The 16590-nt window shown below is 43.0% G+C and carries 14 protein-coding genes; 8 read left to right on the plus strand and 6 right to left on the minus strand.

From position 1 onward, the window contains the following. Positions 1–44: 44 nt before the first annotated feature. Positions 45–314, minus strand: a complete 270-nt coding sequence (gene ubiK / locus JJQ94_RS06585) for a ubiquinone biosynthesis accessory factor UbiK (RefSeq protein ID WP_010376312.1) — start codon at positions 312–314, stop codon at positions 45–47. Between the two features lie 194 nt (positions 315–508). On the opposite strand from ubiK, the gene rep reads away from it, so the two are divergent. Beyond that, the gene (gene rep / locus JJQ94_RS06590) at positions 509–2524 is read left to right on the plus strand and encodes a DNA helicase Rep (RefSeq protein WP_099031144.1); all 2016 of its coding nucleotides are present in this window, start codon (positions 509–511) and stop codon (positions 2522–2524) included. Here the strand turns inward: rep and JJQ94_RS06595 are convergent. From JJQ94_RS06595 to elbB, 3 genes are all read right to left on the minus strand, one after another. Then, on the minus strand, positions 2510–5080 hold the full coding sequence (locus JJQ94_RS06595; protein WP_099031145.1) for a sensor domain-containing diguanylate cyclase: 2571 nt from the start codon (positions 5078–5080) through the stop codon (positions 2510–2512). The two genes, rep and JJQ94_RS06595, sit on opposite strands and share 15 nt — an antisense overlap. Positions 5081–5301: 221 nt before the next feature. After that, positions 5302–5694 (minus strand): c-type cytochrome, encoded by a 393-nt coding sequence (locus JJQ94_RS06600; protein ID WP_088529636.1) that lies wholly within the window; start codon positions 5692–5694, stop codon positions 5302–5304. 244 nt (positions 5695–5938) lie between these two features. Next, positions 5939–6589: an isoprenoid biosynthesis glyoxalase ElbB gene (elbB, locus tag JJQ94_RS06605; RefSeq protein WP_099031146.1), complete on the minus strand. Its 651-nt coding sequence runs from the start codon at positions 6587–6589 to the stop codon at positions 5939–5941. A gap of 432 nt (positions 6590–7021) precedes the next feature. Between elbB and polA the strand changes: the two genes are divergently transcribed. From polA to JJQ94_RS06620, 3 genes are all read left to right on the plus strand, one after another. Further along, positions 7022–9778: a DNA polymerase I gene (gene polA, locus JJQ94_RS06610; protein WP_099031147.1), complete on the plus strand. Its 2757-nt coding sequence runs from the start codon at positions 7022–7024 to the stop codon at positions 9776–9778. Positions 9779–10382: 604 nt separating this feature from the next. Beyond that, positions 10383–10952: a YceI family protein gene (locus tag JJQ94_RS06615; RefSeq protein WP_095729025.1), complete on the plus strand. Its 570-nt coding sequence runs from the start codon at positions 10383–10385 to the stop codon at positions 10950–10952. After that, the gene (locus JJQ94_RS06620) at positions 10939–11469 is read left to right on the plus strand and encodes a DUF1285 domain-containing protein (protein ID WP_099031149.1); all 531 of its coding nucleotides are present in this window, start codon (positions 10939–10941) and stop codon (positions 11467–11469) included. Before JJQ94_RS06615 ends, JJQ94_RS06620 begins: the two co-directional genes overlap by 14 nt. A gap of 24 nt (positions 11470–11493) precedes the next feature. On the opposite strand, the gene yihA is transcribed toward JJQ94_RS06620, so the two are convergent. Continuing rightward, the gene (gene yihA, locus JJQ94_RS06625) at positions 11494–12132 is read right to left on the minus strand and encodes a ribosome biogenesis GTP-binding protein YihA/YsxC (RefSeq protein ID WP_099031150.1); all 639 of its coding nucleotides are present in this window, start codon (positions 12130–12132) and stop codon (positions 11494–11496) included. A 454-nt stretch (positions 12133–12586) separates the two neighbouring features. On the opposite strand from yihA, the gene JJQ94_RS06630 reads away from it, so the two are divergent. The 4 genes from JJQ94_RS06630 (at position 12587) to JJQ94_RS06645 (ending at position 15636) form a co-directional block, all read left to right on the plus strand. Next, a complete protein-coding gene (locus JJQ94_RS06630; protein WP_039494612.1) occupies positions 12587–13219 on the plus strand; it encodes a c-type cytochrome in 633 nt (210 codons plus the stop codon). A 636-nt stretch (positions 13220–13855) separates the two neighbouring features. Then, positions 13856–14509, plus strand: coding sequence for a class I SAM-dependent methyltransferase (locus tag JJQ94_RS06635; protein WP_099031151.1), 654 nt, complete (start codon positions 13856–13858; stop codon positions 14507–14509). A 24-nt stretch (positions 14510–14533) separates the two neighbouring features. Further along, on the plus strand, positions 14534–15121 hold the full coding sequence (yihI, locus tag JJQ94_RS06640; protein ID WP_010607784.1) for a Der GTPase-activating protein YihI: 588 nt from the start codon (positions 14534–14536) through the stop codon (positions 15119–15121). Beyond that, entirely contained in the window at positions 15121–15636 is a 516-nt protein-coding gene (locus JJQ94_RS06645) for a DUF2489 domain-containing protein (RefSeq protein WP_010376294.1), read from the plus strand. The genes yihI and JJQ94_RS06645 overlap by 1 nt, the downstream gene beginning before the upstream one ends. Positions 15637–15792: 156 nt before the next feature. Here JJQ94_RS06645 and JJQ94_RS06650 read toward each other — a convergent pair whose 3' ends face one another. Beyond that, a complete protein-coding gene (locus JJQ94_RS06650) occupies positions 15793–16479 on the minus strand; it encodes a 4'-phosphopantetheinyl transferase family protein (protein WP_099031152.1) in 687 nt (228 codons plus the stop codon). Positions 16480–16590: the final 111 nt, after the last annotated feature.

Raw genomic sequence — 16590 nt, forward strand, 5'->3', positions numbered from 1 at the left:
CGTGCGCCACAAGCGCACGCTTTACTATCCGAAGCTTTGGTTGCTTATTCCTGCGAGTCGGATGCTTGGCTGGCAAGTTGTGCTTCTAACTGCGCTACTTTTTCTTCAAGTTCAACCAATTTTTCACGCGTGCGGATCAGCACTTTGCTTTGAATATCAAACTCTTCTCTGCTAACAAAATCCATTTCTGATAATTTGCTCTGGATCGCCTGTTTCGTTCTTGCTTCAAATGTTTCAGCAAGATTCTTTACGCCCTGTGGCATATTACTGGAAATTTGCTTAGCAATTTCTTCAATTTTGGCTGGATTAATCATCTTCTTACCTTAGCTTGCGAGTCAGTATACAAAGGCCATCTTACCTTATGCGCCGCAGACGGGAAAGGTTCGCTTCATAGTTTTACATGGATACGGTAAACTAGCGTGCTTAGTTTATAAGAATTCCTCAACCCCTCAGCACTGACAGTTGTTGCCAACATTGTGCCAAGCGAGAAGATAACCGGATTAGTTGCATGAAGCTCAACCCAAAACAAGACGAAGCGGTAAAATATATCAGTGGTCCATGCCTTGTGTTGGCAGGGGCGGGCTCAGGTAAAACCCGGGTTATTACCAATAAAATTGCCTACCTAGTGCAGCAGTGTGAATACAAAGCAAAGAATATCGCTGCGGTCACCTTTACCAACAAAGCGGCGAAAGAAATGCGTGAACGTGTGGCACAAACTTTGGGCAAGCAAGAAGCTAAGGGTTTGTGGGTGTCGACATTCCATACATTAGGGCTGGAAATCATTAAAAAAGAGGTCAAGACCTTAGGGTATAAACCAGGCTTTTCCTTGTTTGATGATCAAGACACAAATCAGTTGTTAAGTGAACTCACTGAAAAAGAGCTTGAGCGTGATAAAGACTTACTCAACTTGCTGAAAATGCAGATTGGCAACTGGAAGAACGAGCTTATTTTGCCAGAGCGTGCTATTCGAGAAGCGCGAGAGCCACAAAAAGCGCTATTCGCTCAGCTTTATGCGCGTTATCAAACGCAGCTGCGTGCTTACAATGCGTTAGACTTTGATGATCTTATTATGATCCCAACTTTGCTTTTGAATCAGTCGGTTGATGTGAGAGAGCGCTGGCAGCAACGATTCCGCTATTTGCTGGTGGATGAGTATCAAGATACCAATACCAGCCAGTATCAGTTAGTGAAACTGCTAGTTGGTGAGCGCGCACGTTTTACGGTGGTTGGTGACGATGATCAGTCTATCTATTCATGGCGTGGCGCTAAACCGCAAAACTTAGTGCTGCTGAGCAAAGACTTCCCGGGCCTAAGACTTATCAAGTTGGAGCAAAACTACCGTAGTGCAGGGCGGATCCTAAAGGCCGCGAATATTCTTATCGCCAACAATCCCCATGAATTTGATAAACAACTGTTTAGTGAACTGGGGTATGGCGACCCGATCCGTGTGATAGCGACCCGTGACGAAGAACATGAAGCGGAGCGTGTGGTCGCGGAGATCATTTCACACAAGTTTATGAAACGTACCAGCTATCGCGACTACGCATTGCTTTATCGTGGAAATCACCAAGCTCGAGTGTTTGAAAAGGCACTCATGACCAACCGCATTCCATACAAAATTAGTGGCGGTATGTCGTTCTTTGCACGCAGTGAAATCAAAGACATCATGGCTTATTTACGATTCTTAGTGAACCAAGATGATGACAACGCATTTTTACGTATCGTCAATACCCCACGACGCGAGATTGGCCCGGTGACATTAGAAAAGCTAGGTAGCTTTGCCAACGAACGCCATATCAGTCTATTTGCGGCGTGTTTTGAGGCAGAGCTCGCGGATCGCTTGGCGGGTCGTGGCTTAAATGCATTGATGGGATTTGCACGCTGGGTGGTTGAGCTTTCCGACCGAGCAACCCGCGGAGATACCTTGGAAGCGGTAAAAGATATGATCCGTGAAATTAATTACGAAGCTTATCTTTACGAGTCATCTCCCAGCGCTAAAGCGGCGGAAATGCGGATGAAAAACGTATCAGAACTATACCGTTGGATAAGTGATATGCTTACGGGAGATGCTGATAACCCCGCCATGACATTGCCAGAAGTGGTAAGTAAACTGACGTTAAGAGATATGCTTGAGCGCAATGAAGAGGAAGATGACTCAGATGCAGTACAGTTATTAACGCTGCATGCCTCCAAAGGTCTTGAATATCCGCACGTATTTATGGTGGGGATGGAAGAAGGGTTACTACCCCATCAAACGAGTATCGACGAAGATAATGTCGAAGAGGAAAGGCGTTTGGCCTATGTTGGCATAACTCGAGCTCAGCAAACCTTAACATTGACTTATACCAAGAGTCGTCGTCAATTTGGCGAGCAGATCACCCCAGAGCTGAGTCGCTTTGTACAAGAATTGCCGCAAGATGATTTACAAATTGAAGGGAAAAAGCCTGTGGCGACACAGGCAGAACGAATGGAAAAAGGAAAGTCTAACGTTGCGAATTTACGGGCAATGCTAAGACGGGACTGATTCGTTATCAAAACTCTGGATAAAGGCTACACGTTCATTGCCCTTATCCAGCATTTGCTGTTTGCCAAAAAACAACTGCAAGCCATGCTTTTCCAGCAAGCTTCTAAAGTTTAAAATCGCAGGACCTCGGGCGATAACCTTAATATTCTTCACCTTAGTAACGGCTAAAATACCTTGTAATTGAACCTCATAACTTGTTTGCTGTAAGACGCGTTTACTAAACGTCGAGCTTAATAAGACATAGGTAAAGTCAACTTGGCTAATTAGGGTTAGATCGCAGCGATCTTTACCAAAATTATTCAGCCCAATAGGGATCCCCATATCGGCCAAGGCTCTGAGATTTAATACTTGCTGACTAGAAGCAAAGCGAATTTCGCTTTCTTCGAAGAGTAAACAAAGTGTTTTGTCTTGCCGCTTAAGCTGCTGCTTTAGCGCGTCAAAGTGTGCGCTTTCTAGTAACATTGCTGAACAACCAAATAGCATATCTTCATCGCGGCTAAGGGCTATTTCTTGCGCTTTGTTAAGTAGGTGCAATTCAATTTCAAGCAGTTGAGATTTTTCTGCTGCAAACTTTTTCAGAATGTCAAAACTGGTGCTGCCTAACACTGGATGCTCGCCAAAGGCTTCCAAAAAGCCAATTGGCTGGGCGTTATCAGACCAGTTCACGATTTCCGTACAGCGGAAGTGGGTAGGGAGCTTATCTAAGTGATGCTGCTCTTGCTGCTTTTGAGCATTTGAGCTTGCGGTTAGCAATGGATGATAAAATTCATAGCGACCACGGCCAGCGTTTTTAGCATAGTACATTGCCGCATCGGCATCTCTGATAATTTCATCGGTGTTACGGTATAGCTTATTACTGTAGGTGATCCCTATGCTGGCACCGCTTTGCATGCATACTCCCTTCAAACAGAAAGGTTGCTGCATGACTTTGATAATACGCTTGGCGACATCTTCCGCTTGCTGACGATCGGTTAGGTGATCAAGTAAGATCACGAATTCATCACCAGCAAGTCGAGCTAATAAATCGTGTTCACGAATACACTCTAAGAATGACTGTGCCACCCACACCAAAAACTGATCGCCAGCTTGGTGACCTAATTCATCATTAATGTCTTTAAATTTATCTAAATCAATAAAAAGAACGGCAAAGTTATCTTCGGGATAACGATGATGTTTCTTCAGCGTCTTTTCAAGCTGAGTTAAAAACAAACTACGGTTTGGAAGACCCGTGAGTGAATCATGATGAGCATCATGATAAAGCTGTTGCTCAATCTTTTTGCGCTCTTCCATCTGCATTTGCAGGTGTAAATTGGCTTGTTGTAGCTCTTTAGTTTTTTCCGCAACTCGATGTTCTAACTGCTGGTGACTGATCTTAAGCGCTTGGTTCGCTAGATGTGTTTGTAATACAGAGGCAATCTGATTAGATACAAAAGAGATCAGCTCAACATCATCATAATTAAATTCGTGTTTGTGCTCATAAGCCTGACATGCGATCAGGCCGATGACGCCAGTAGCTGTTTTTAATGGTGCACCAAGCCAACTGGTTGCAGCAAGCTTGTGATTATAGCCTGCGGGGCGCTCTACTGTGCCCTCGAGTGCTAAGGCTTTGGCCCGGGTACTGTCTATTAACTGGCTTTGCTCAGTACGAATGACCAGCTCACTATACCCTTTTGCAAATGGACGAGGGTTATAACTGGTTTTTTCATCAACACTATACGGAAAGGTAAGCCAATTCGTCTCTTTATCGTAAAGCGCTATATAGAGGTTGTCGGCAAAAGTAATAGAGCGAATAATGTCGTGAACTTGTTGGTAAACATCGTCAATATCGGAGAACTGGGTTGCTAATTCAGAAATCTTAAATAAGATTTGCTGTCTTTCTAGCGCGCGCTTGCGGTTTTCTATCTCTTTATTAAGTGCTTCATTACTTTGCATTAGTGCCCGCGTGCGAATTTTTACTTCAGACTCTAGTAACTCACGCTTTTTAACGCGTTCAATCGCCGTGGCCAGATACAGAGACATTACTTCAAGCAATTCAACTTGATGATCGCTGTAGGATTGCTCTGCTTCGTAGCTTTGCGATACCATAACGCCAATAATTGCGCCGTCGCGATAGATAGGTACACCCACCCAATGCTCCGCTTGACTGCCCATTATCTTAAACTCGCCAGCATTGGCTCGCGATAGCATGTCATCTTTGGTGAGATAAACGGTTTCGCCGGTTTTAAATACAAAACCAGTCACACCATCTTTAAAGTGATGTGCTTCATGAAGTGGGACAGAAATACCGTCTTTCTCATCAACAAAATACGATAGTTCAAGCGCTTGAGTAAAGCGATTTTGCAGGACAACGTAAAAGCTTTTGCTAGGTAAATATTGAGATAGAATATTGTGGATTGCGGGATACAAGAGGGTAAGCTCAGCAACAGTGCTAGCCTGTTCTGATAACTGAATTAATGTGTATTGAAGTTGAGACTTTCTTTTATACTTTTTGAGTAAAGACTCTAATCTGGCGGTTCGCCGAGATAGTCTCCTAACCTGCTGTTGTGGCTCTTCCAATGACGAAACCAGTTCTTATTGTTGTTTAATTATTGAGCTTAATAGTTTCACTTTTAGCCGAGGCGGTCAAGTGTAAATTTCTCATTCCTGTTCGCTTTATAAAGCGATATCAAGCCAGTGCTAATCACGGCTTTTATGGCACTATATTGAGACGAAAATGCAGCGATAAACGCTGCACTGTCCAATAAGTCTTTCTACCCTAAATAGAGAAGTTGAAATACTTATTTGCTTGTCATGAAATCGATTGCTGCTGCAATCTCATCATCCGAGCAGTTCATACAAGTACCGCGAGGAGGCATTGCGTTAAAACCGTTAATTGCGTGGTCTAATAATACGTCTGAACCTTTCGCTAGGCGAGGTGCCCAATCGTCAGCTGTTTTTGGTGCACCTAGTGCGCCTGTGCCGTGGCAAGCGAAACATGCCGCTTGATATACCTGCTCACCTGAACGAGGTCCTGATGGCTCTGCTTCTGCTGCACTTTCAGCGCCAGCTAAATATACTGAGCCGATAGGCTGAAGACGTTTTTTAATCGCTTCTTCAGTTAGAGAATTGTCGTATGGTTGCGCAACTGCGGCTGTTGATAGCAATAAAAGTGCTGCTGAAAGTTTTTTCATTTACCTTGCTCACTTCGTTTGAACGTGTTCAATCACGATAATGGATGACGGAATTATTGGGATTATAACGTCACCTGTTCATTTATAAAACGTAAACTTGAGTATAAATGGTTAAAACCATTAATTTATTGCGTTAGGGCAAGCTTTTTTGCCTAAATTTGCAATAACGTTAGGCCGAAATGTGAGTCGATCGGCCCTAACGCTTTCTTCTACTAATACGAGGAAAAGCCTGTATCGATCGCTTTTAGGCCATTTCGATTAACTTCGTCACCGCCTTTTCGATGCCTGTCGCGGCTTCAAGAATGGATGACGCCAGCATATATGCCGGTGTACTAATCACTTTTTCATTGTCATCAACGACGATCTCGGTCACTTCACAATCCACGTGCTTTGCACCAAGCGTATTAACTGCCGCTGCGGTATCAACATCATTACCTATGGTCGCGAGTGTACCCGGTGTATGGATATGGGCAATGAGTGCTGGCGCAATGCATAAATAAGCGATAGGCTTTTGCTGGTGATTGAACTCACGACATACGCGCTTTACGCTTTCAAGAATCGTAGAGTCTGCGCCTTTAAAAGCAAAATCAGAAAGATTCTTTGCTACACCAAAACCTCCTGGTAATACCAAAGCATCGAATTCGTCAGCACTTAATGTTTCCAGATCTACAATTTCTCCGCGTGCAATGCGGGCGGCTTCAACAAGAACATTACGACGTTCATCTTGTTCTTCACCGGTGATGTGATTGATCACATGGAATTGATCAATATTAGGTGCAAAGCACTGATAGCTTGCCCCTGCTTTTTCAAGATTGAGTAGTGTTAATACTGACTCGTGGATCTCGGCACCGTCGAATACTCCACAGCCACTTAAAATTACTGCTACTTTTTTCATTCATTTCTCCCTTCAATGTCACATCATGCGCGCTATATGCATAAAAAGAATTATGCACGAATTAAAAAATTATAAAGGATCTTCTATGATCTTTGATCAATTGTGTTAGTATACTCCTCCGCTTGAGAAAATCAGGCTATTTTTTACTCACCCAGTTTGTTAAGCGTGACTAAAAAAATTCTTTATCCACAAAGCGGTAAAGATAATAACAATAAAAAAGGCACAAAAAACGCAAGTAAATCAAGGTTTTAATTCTCACTCTAACTTTTAAATCAAAGTTCAGGAGCGATTTTTCGTGTTTGTCTACAAAGTTATCCACAGGTGCAGCACGATTTATCTAAATGATGAGATAACGCGAAACTCGTTTTATCTTGTGCCTTGTGGCATCCTTACATTCTACTCCACAAAAGACTAATTTAGGATCCAATATTTATGTCTCAGATCCCTCAAAATCCGTTGATCTTGGTTGATGGTTCTTCCTATTTATTTCGTGCTTATCATGCGCCACCACATTTAACAAATTCAAAAGGTGAAGCAACTGGTGCGATCTACGGTGTGATCAATATGCTTAAGAGTTTGCTTAAGCAATATCAACCAAGTCATATGGTAGTAGTCTTTGACGCTAAAGGGCCCACTTTCCGCAACGAAATGTATAGCGAGTATAAAGCGCATCGCCCGCCTATGCCGGATGATCTGAGAACGCAAATTGAGCCGATCCACGAAATAATTAAGGCAATGGGCTTGCCACTGGTAAGTATAAGTGGTGTCGAGGCCGATGACGTGATCGGTACATTCTCTAAAATAGCGTCAGAGCAAAGTCGACATGTGCTAATCAGCACTGGTGATAAGGATATGGCGCAATTGGTCAATGAACATGTCACGTTGATCAACACAATGACGAATACGATCTTAGACCCTGAAGGGGTAGTGGATAAGTTTGGTATTGGTCCTGACTTGATCATCGACTATCTCGCGTTAATGGGAGATAAGGTCGATAATATTCCGGGCGTACCTGGCGTTGGTGAAAAAACGGCATTGGCGATGCTACAGGGGTTAGGCTCTATCGATTCGCTCTACGAAAACTTAGACAAAATTGCTGATTTAGGTTTTCGTGGCTCAAAAACCATGGCGAAAAAACTAGAGGAACACCAAGAGCAGCTAAAACTGTCGTATGAATTAGCCACCATTAAGCTGGATTGTGAAGTAGAGCAAGACTTAGAGCAATTTAAAATAGCTGAGATGGATAAAGATCGCTTAATCGAGCTATATGGTCAGTGTGAATTTAAGCGTTGGTTAGCTGAATTGCTGGATGGTCAGTCACAAGCTGACATCGTTGATGTGGAGGCTGAAGGGTCGGCACCTGCAGCGGCGCAGGTCGACACCCAATACGAGACCATTTTGACAAAAGCACAGCTTGATGACTGGGTAACTAAGTTAAAAGCAGCCCAGCTCATCGCTTTTGATACTGAAACCACCAGTGTTAACTATATGCAGGCGGATCTAGTTGGAATGAGCTTTGCGGTTGCACCGGGCGAAGCGGCTTACTTACCAATCAATCACGACTATGTGGGAGCACCTGAGCAGCTTTCTCAAGACATGGTGTTTGAGATCATGGCACCGCTACTTGCTGATCCTCAGATCAAAAAAGTGGGCCAAAATTTAAAATATGATCAAAGTGTGCTTGCCCGTGCCGGGCTTGAACTGCAAGGGATCGCTTTTGATACCATGTTGGAGTCTTACGTATTTAACAGCGTAGGAACTCGTCACGATATGGACTCCTTGGCGCTAAAATATTTAGGCCATAAAACCATTAGCTTTGAAGACATCGCAGGCAAAGGTAAGAACCAACTGACCTTTAACCAAATTGAGCTAGAAAAGGCGGCGCCTTATGCAGCGGAAGACGCTGATATTACACTGAGATTGCATCAACACCTCTGGCCGTTAATTGAAAAAGAAAATCGCCTTAAGCAGGTATTTACAGAGATTGAATTACCGCTGCTGAGCGTACTTTCTCGCATTGAACGCACTGGTGTGCACATCGATGGCGATATGCTAGCGAAGCAAAGTATCGAGATTGAAAAACGCTTAGGTGAGCTTGAACAACAAGCTTTTGAAATTGCAGGTGAGGAGTTCAACCTGAGTTCAACAAAGCAACTACAAGCGATATTGTTCGACAAACTTGAGCTACCAGTGATTAAGAAAACGCCAAAAGGCGCGCCTTCAACAGCCGAAGAAGTGCTACAAGAGTTGGCGCATGATTATCCACTGCCAAAACTTATTATTGAGCACCGTGGCTTGGCTAAGCTGAAATCAACCTATACCGACAAATTACCAAAATTGGTTAATGCGGATACCGGTCGCGTGCACACTTCTTATCATCAAGCCGTTACTGCAACGGGCCGTCTAAGCTCAAGCGATCCTAACTTGCAAAATATTCCGATCCGTAATGAAGCGGGACGTCGTATTCGTCAGGCATTTGTTGCCGACAATAATAAAAAAATCGTCGCGGCGGATTACAGCCAAATCGAGCTTAGGATCATGGCACATTTGTCACAAGACAAAGGGTTGTTGAGTGCCTTTGCTGAAGGTAAAGATGTACACAGTGCAACAGCGTCTGAAGTGTTTTCCGTGCCGCTTGAGGAAGTGACTTCTGATATGCGCCGAAAAGCCAAAGCGGTTAACTTTGGTCTGATCTATGGCATGAGTGCGTTTGGTCTGTCACGTCAGTTAGATATTCCAATAAATGAAGCGCAACATTATATGGATATGTACTTTGAACGCTTCCCAGGTGTATTAGAGTATATGGAGCGCACGCGTGAAGAGGCTGCTGATAAAGGGTATGTAGAAACCTTATTCGGTCGCCGCTTGTATCTACCGGATATCAATGCGCGTAATGGCGCTCGCAGAAAAGCAGCAGAACGTGCAGCCATCAACGCACCGATGCAGGGCACTGCGGCGGATATCATCAAAAAGGCGATGATTAAAGTGGATGAATGGCTACAAAGCTGTGATAGCAATGATATCCAATTGCTCATGCAAGTGCACGATGAATTAGTGTTTGAAGTACACAGTGATAAAGTTGCCGAATACAGTGAAAAAATCTGTGAGTTGATGAGCGCTGCGGCAGTACTTGATGTACCGTTATTAGTTGAAGCTGACAGTGGTGATAACTGGGAACAAGCACACTAGTCGATATTAAAATCTACCCGAGTTGCACACTAGTGCAACTCCATTCATTCTTGTTTGCAAGTATACACTAGCAGCATAGCGTCTTAATTTTGTAGCTTCTGTTAATCCCTAGTAACAAAAAACAAATTAACGTTGAAAGTTTATCAAATTGGCTCAAGTTTTGCCTTTTGGTGTTTATTTCTGGACGTCTATTTGTTAGAGTTCGCGCCGTCCTCATCCTGTAGGACATCCTGTTGATGATGTATCTCTCGAAAGAGGATACAGTGTATTGATAGCTTCTCCCCAGATTGCTATAGCGGCTCGTAATTTTTACGGGCCGTCTTTTTCTTCTCTTCTCAAAGATGATACCAATTGATGTAATTCCCCAATCAATGTGCAGGTGAAACCCCTATTATCTTCGTTAAAAATTTTTTGTTTAGGATAACTAAATCGCAAAATTTTTGCTTGGCTACTAAAGCTATTTTCCCGCTGTAAAATGATTACAATGAGCGTAAAAGTATTCCAACATAACGACGAGTTTATGATTAAAGGTTTATTTAATTTGCACTGCGTTTTACACTGAGCGCTCAAATGCAATTCACTCTCATTTAATAAGGAAGTCGTCATGCTAAAGTACCTTCTTTTAGGTAGTGCACTTATTTCTTCTCAGGCGTTCGCTGCTTGGCAATTTAATCAACAACAAAGCGATGTTAGTTTTGTGTCTGTGAAACAGACTAGCGTTGCAGAAGTACATCATTTTAAAACGATAGATAGTACATTATCTGCTAAAGGCGAGCTTGAAGTTAATATTGATCTGGCCAGCGTTGAAACGATGATCCCGATCCGTAATGAACGCATGCAAAAGATGCTGTTCAATGTAGCGCAACACCCAAAGGCTAAAGTCAACGCTGATGTTTCTGAAGTGCTTGCTAAACTCAAAGCAGGTACACAAAAAATCAATGATGTAACAGCAACATTGACACTGCATGGTCAGATCCAAAAGATCAGCCTAGACTTATTGATAACGAAAAGTGCTAATGGCTTGGTGGTTACACCGGTACATGCATTTATTCTCGATTCTAAGCAGTTTGGGTTAGATAAAGGGATTGAAGCGCTACGAGAAATCGCGGGTCTGAAGACTATCGCGACTAGCGTGCCTGTTAGCTTCAACTTGGTTTTTGATGAACAAAATTGATGCGTTAATCAAACAGTATGTTACGACTCATGCGCCGACCGAAAATTGGTCGGCGCCGTCGTGCGGTTTTTCTGACATCAAAATTGCGGCGGATGGCCGTTGGTTTCATCAAGGGCGTGAAATTAAACGGCAATCGCTTGTTGCCTTGTTTGCTAGTGTTTTAACCTTTGATGGTCAACAGTATTGGTTAAAAACCCCAGCAGAAAGTTGTGAGATAGAGGTGCTTGCTCATCCTTTTATTATCGAGCAATGGCGTTACTGTGATGAAGCATCGGCTTTGGAGTTATCACCTTGTATTATCGCGATAGATAATTTAGGCCGTGAATGGCCCATTTGTGATGTGTTTCCATTAGCCCTTGAGCATGTTAATGGGGGAGATATTCCATTTCTCACACTCAATTATGGTTTAACCGCTAGAATTTCACGAAATGTCTATTATCAGTGGGCTGAACTGCTCGAGGAAGATGAAAAAGGCTTTTATCTGAAGTCGGCAAAGACGCGCTTTTATCTTAGCTAAGCGCGCCTTACGTTAGCGCTTAGGTTACTCGCTCGCTTCTTCTTGAACTTCTTTCACAAATGGACCTAAGTACCAATCGTCCAGTTTCCACGCCAATTCGTTTAACCCGATGCCTTTCAAAGAAGAAAACGCGTGAACGGTGATATCACCGTCTATTTCAGCTAGCGCACGGCGTACTTGTAGTACTTCTGCTTTGCGCTTACCTTGTTTTAGCTTATCGGCTTTAGTCAACAACGCCAATACTGGTATATTGCTGCCAGTCGCCCAGTTGATGAGATCCATATCGAGATCTTTAAGAGGGTGACGAATATCCATTAATACCACAATCCCTTTAAGACATTTTCGGCGTTGTAAATATTCACCTAATGCCTTTTGCCATTTCTTCTTCATCTCTAACGGGACTTTTGCAAAGCCATAGCCAGGTAAATCAATCAAACGCTGATCTTCACCTAGAGAAAAAGTATTAATAAGCTGAGTCCGGCCAGGTGTTTTACTGGTGCGCGCCAGTTTTTGGTCTGTAAGCGTATTGAGCGCGCTCGACTTACCAGCGTTAGAACGACCCGCAAAAGCAACTTCAATTCCAGTGTCTGGTGGCAGTTTACTGATATCTGGGGCACTTGTGATAAATTGTGCCTGATTGTATTTAACGCGAGATTTTAGCACGCTGACTCCTAACTGATTAAACTTTCGCGGATGGAATTGCGTATTTTATAACAGTATGACGGAAACCAAAAGCATTGTGAGGTTTGTTCTAAACGACGCTTTTGTCGCTAATTGGTCGAAGCGTCCGTCCCAATATTAATTAATCTAGGTCAAGTCCCTATAAATTATAAGCTTAATATGGGCAGAAAACGTGCCAGAGAAAGTAATATCGTGTAGAATGTAGAAATTGCAATGTCAATCTAAAGTGTATACCTATCAGTAGTCACTACTGAGCAAGGCGTATTTAGATGGATCGGTGCTGTTTGGCGTTATATTTGCTAAGTTTGCATGTATGATTCATCTGATTAACATAACAACCTAATTAGTACTGATTGGTATTATTTGCCCGAGCAATGAAGAGAGCGACTTTGTTCGCGAGGGTACAAATTACAGGGTCGGAAACAGAGAATTTACCATGAAAAAAATAGCATTAACTTTAACAATGTTGCTTGGTACGTTGTCAGCAAGCAACGCATCGGCATTCGATGGTGACGCGGAAGCAGGTAAAGCAAAGTCTGCAACGTGTGCAGCATGTCACGGTCCAGATGGCAATGCCCCTGTGACTATGTATCCTAAAATCGCAGGTCAGCATGCAGATTATATCTATAAGCAGCTACAAGAGTTTAAGCTAGGTATGACGTCTGGTGGTAAAGAAGGGCGTATGGATCCTGTGATGAGTGGTATGGCTATGCCGCTGTCAGATCAAGATATGAAAGATTTAGCCGCATATTTCTCTTCTTTATCTATGTCTGCTGGTTCAACGCCGGAAGATGTTGTTGCTGTAGGTCAGAAGCTATATAAAGCCGGTGATGCTGAGCGTGGTATTCCAGCTTGCGCTGCGTGTCACGGTCCTCGTGGTAACGGTACTTCTTTAGCTAAGTTCCCTAAAGTGTCATTCCAGCACCCTGAGTACATCAAATCACAGCTTGAGAAGTTCCGTGATGGCACTCGTAACAACGACATGAATGGTATGATGCGTGATATTGCGCAGAAGCTTACAGACAAAGACATCGAAGTATTATCTAAGTACTTAGGTGGTCTACACTAAAGTCGTATAGTGAGTTTACCTCTCTCAGTGTAAACTCTTACTATTGAAAAAAGGGCAGCATAGGCTGCCTTTTTTTGTTGTTGAGGTTGTGAGATATATCTCACTTTTAATGTAAGATATTTGCTCGTTCAATATGTGAGTTTTAGCTTATTTTTAAGTTCTTGTTCAGTGTAAGTTTATGTAATTCATCTTTTTTCTGTTTAATTAAAAAAATTAAGGTAAGAAATTTGTTATTAAACAGTTGTAACTCAAGCTCAGGAGCGTAGATTATTCGTTGTCGCCAAGCAATACAAAAAAAGGGACAATTCGATACGGAAGCGTAGGTGGCAAAGTTATGTATCTAGTTGGATACGAAGGACTATCAAGAAAGCGTCAGGAAGACCGAGAATAAGAAAATCACGGAAGTCTCATAATAAAAACAATATGGAAAGTGTCATGGAAGTCTAAAATAAAAACAATACGGACGACAATAAAATAAAAAGAATAACAATAAGACTTAAAAGTCGAAGGGAGAAGTGTCCAGTTGTGACGCTCAGATTAGTAGGCGGTAGAGAGTGATCTCTGCCGCCTTTTTATTTGGTTGCCTCTATTATACCTGATACAATAGCCGCCTTATTAAGCAATCACTGTTGACCATTGCAAGATTCAACTCTATTCAGTTGTGGCCTGTGCCAAGGTAATCAGCTTGAAGCCTACCATCAAGACAAGTATCGACTGTACTGGCAATGTCAAACCTGCCAGTTGGTGATGGTTGATCCCAAGTCGAGATTAACACCAGCTCAAGAAAAGGCCATTTATGATAGCCATGAAAACGATCTGGCCGATGAAGGCTATCGTCGCTTTCTAGCACGAGTGGCGGATCCACTGTTGGCACGTTTGGTGATACCAAGCCAAGGCTTAGATTTTGGCTGTGGGCCTGGGCCGCTGCTTGCGAAAATGCTTGAAGAAGCTGGGCATCAAGTTGCTTTGTTTGACCTGTACTATGCTAATGATGCCAGTGTACTTACTCGTCAGTACGACTTTATCGTCAGTACAGAAGTGGTGGAACATTTAGCAGAACCTGCAAAAGTATTAATGCAATTGTTAGCATGCTTAAAAGTGGGAAAGCCGCTGGCATTGATGACCAAGCTCGTCATTGATAAAGCACGCTTTGCGAATTGGCACTATAAAAATGACCTAACGCATATTTCATTTTTTAGCCGGGAAAGCTTTGCGTATTTTGCCGCGCAGCAGGATTGTGAATTAGAATTTATTGGGAATGATGTCATCATTCTCACCAAGCGTAGTTAACGCGAGAATTTTGGATAACCAATTATGACCAGAAAGAAAAAGACACGTAAAGTTGCAGCCAATGGAACACCAAGGCTGAGTAAAGAAAAGCTCCAAGCATTACGTGCACTCAAAGAGCAGCGTAGCAAAAAAACCAAGGGTAAAAAGCCGGGTTCTAGAAATGCACCAGAGATCCTAGTGAAAGAGCAATCAAACACGACGACCAATAAAGATCCGCGTGTTGGTAGCAAAAAGCCCATTTCTTTGGTCGCAGAGCCACAGCCGACTAAGTCGAATACACAGCCAGAGATGAAGCGCCATCTGCAGCCGCAAGTTAAGTTAACTACAGCGGTAGAGACGTTAACTCCAGAGCAAGAGCTTGAGCAGTTAGAAAATGACGAACGCTTGATGGCGCTACTTGAACGCCATGAACGCGGTGAACTGCTAACAGGTAAAGATGCGAAATACTTCAATCGCGGCATTGCGCGTCATCAGGAGCTATGTGAGATCTTAGGAATTGATGATGAGTTTGAAGAAGGCGATATGCTAGAAGATGATCCAATGGATCAGTTTATGAGTAATGATCTAGCAAATGAATGGTTAGATGACGACTTTGAGGAAGATGATAAGTAATGAATACTGCATGGATCATCGCAATCATTATTGGTGCCCTGATTATTGCTGGACTGGCGTTTTATGCTGGTAAATTACTATGGCAACTGAAGGTGCAAAAAGAGCAGATTGCCAAACATCGCGAGCAAAAGGCTGCTGAGCTTGAAAAGTCACGACAGCAGCGCAATGGAAAAATTGCGGATAGCGTTAACTTGATCGCGCGTGCGATGAAGGAAAAACAATGTGAATATTCTGAAGGGTGTTTACGAGTTTGGGTACTCATCTCGCAATATAGCTTTGACGAGGAAGTTGACTTACAACAAAGTTATCCTGGTGTTTATCAGATGTATGATGAAGTCAAAGAAATGCCAACTCATGACGCGCGTAAGAAGTATTCTAAAAAAGAGATCTTCAAAATGGATAGCCAGCGTTGGCGTGCTGAAGAGCGCCTAGAAGCGGAGATCTTACAGGACTGTGAAAAGCTGATAGCGCGCTTTAAAGCGGCTGCTGGCAGTGAAAATGTTGTGTTTCAGTAAGCTGACTTTTGAAAATGGGTAAGTGAATCTTTATCCAAACTTCAGATTAAACGCCCCTAGTGGGCGTTTTTAGCTCTAAATGAGAAATTTTTAACGACGCTAATATGGTATTTCACCCTTCAAGTTGAGTTAGTATTAAGTCAAATAGATATGATTTTACTGTGCGATGTATTCACACTCGGTCAGCACTAAGGCGTCTTTGCATTGGTAATATACTTCCACTTGTTGTCCTTCGCCTAAATCCTTGTGTAGTGTTTCCATCAAAGTGAAAATAAGTTTTTTATCATCAAACTGAGTCAGCTTGACGGCATCAAAGCCAAAGAACTTTTGCACCGTGCTATAAAGTGCCTTAAATATGCTTTCTTTGGCCGAGAAAATAACAGTCAATGGGCAGTGCACTTGCTCGCCGAACAGTGTAAAAATTTCAGCTTCTTCAGGATGTAGAATTTGTCGTTGCAGTTCGACTTCCTGCTTCGGTTTCATATCTCTTTCGATATCAATGCCTAAGCCTTTCACGGCGATATCATTTGTAGCAATCGCAGCCGCGATCCCTCGAGTATGTGTGATACTGGCAACAATATTAGCAGGCCAGATAGGCGCCCGATCGGAGCCATTAAGCAGTGTAAAGTCACCTTGTCCAAATTGCGCTAGGCAAGTCTTGGCACATATTCGTCCCGCTAAAAACTCGGCTCGCCTTTTCGCTACCGCTTTATCAAGTGAAGCGGGTAGGAGTATATTTTGCTGTTCAAAGGAAAGCGCGTCAAAGCTGTCAGGATCAAACTGAATGCAATGAAAATGGTGTGAGAGATAGGGGGTAAATAGGTGACTCTGAGTGCTTTGCAAAGCTGACTCCCGTTATTCGTATCCATTATTACAAGGCTGATATTGCGCCTCTAATTCGCTTTGGACGCTTAGTGTGCATGAGCTAAGCGTCCATAGCAAGATATGAACGAG

Origin of the sequence: Pseudoalteromonas sp. GCY, assembly GCF_016695175.1 — a bacterium.
In the GTDB taxonomy this organism is placed as follows: domain Bacteria; phylum Pseudomonadota; class Gammaproteobacteria; order Enterobacterales; family Alteromonadaceae; genus Pseudoalteromonas.